The following is a 640-nucleotide window of genomic DNA, read 5'->3' as shown; positions in this document are numbered from 1 at the left end:
CTTTACAGGAGCCAGCCGTCGAAGGTGGGGCCAATGATTGGGGTGAAGTCGTAACAAGGTAGCCGTATCGGAAGGTGCGGCTGGATCACCTCCTTTCTAAGGATAGGAACGGATCTTTCCCTGGCGGGAAGGATCCGCACGAACCGGGCGCTCTACGGAGCGCTCCGGCGCATGGCTAAAACATGTTCAGTTTTGAAGGATTGATACTTTCTTATTGAAATGATCTTTTTCTTTTTGTAAAATCTAAGGTATGGGCCTGTAGCTCAGTCGGTCAGAGCGCACGCCTGATAAGCGTGAGGTCGGTGGTTCAAGTCCACTCAGGCCCACCATTCCTTATATAACCCACAATGCGGGGCCTTAGCTCAGCTGGGAGAGCGCCTGCTTTGCACGCAGGAGGTCAGCGGTTCGATCCCGCTAGGCTCCACCAAATATTTTCTATTGAACCTTGAAAACTGGATAAGAAACAATAGATGATTTAACTTCGATTGTTTAAATCGAGGGTATTTCTATCTAGACCAACATCGATCTTTATTTTAGAATGAAGCGTCTTTTCACTAGTATAGTGAAGAAATGAAGGGCGCACGGTGGATGCCTTGGTACCAGGAGCCGACGAAGGACGGGACAAACACCGAAATGCTTC

At 48.9% G+C, this 640-nt stretch carries 2 tRNA genes and 1 rRNA gene; all 3 read left to right on the top strand.

Annotated features, from left to right (window positions below):
• Positions 1-96: ribosomal RNA gene (locus CKW00_RS13500) — 16S ribosomal RNA — on the top strand; the annotation flags it as partial.
• Positions 97-252: 156 nt separating this feature from the next.
• Positions 253-329: transfer RNA gene (locus CKW00_RS13495), tRNA-Ile, on the top strand.
• A 22-nt stretch (positions 330-351) separates the two neighbouring features.
• Positions 352-427, top strand: a tRNA-Ala gene (locus CKW00_RS13490).
• Positions 428-640: the final 213 nt, after the last annotated feature.

Source organism: Salimicrobium humidisoli, assembly GCF_002295105.1.
GTDB lineage: Bacteria > Bacillota > Bacilli > Bacillales > Halobacillaceae > Salimicrobium > Salimicrobium humidisoli.
Note: the sequence above shows the minus strand (reverse complement) of the source record. Positions and strands in the feature narration are given on the sequence as shown.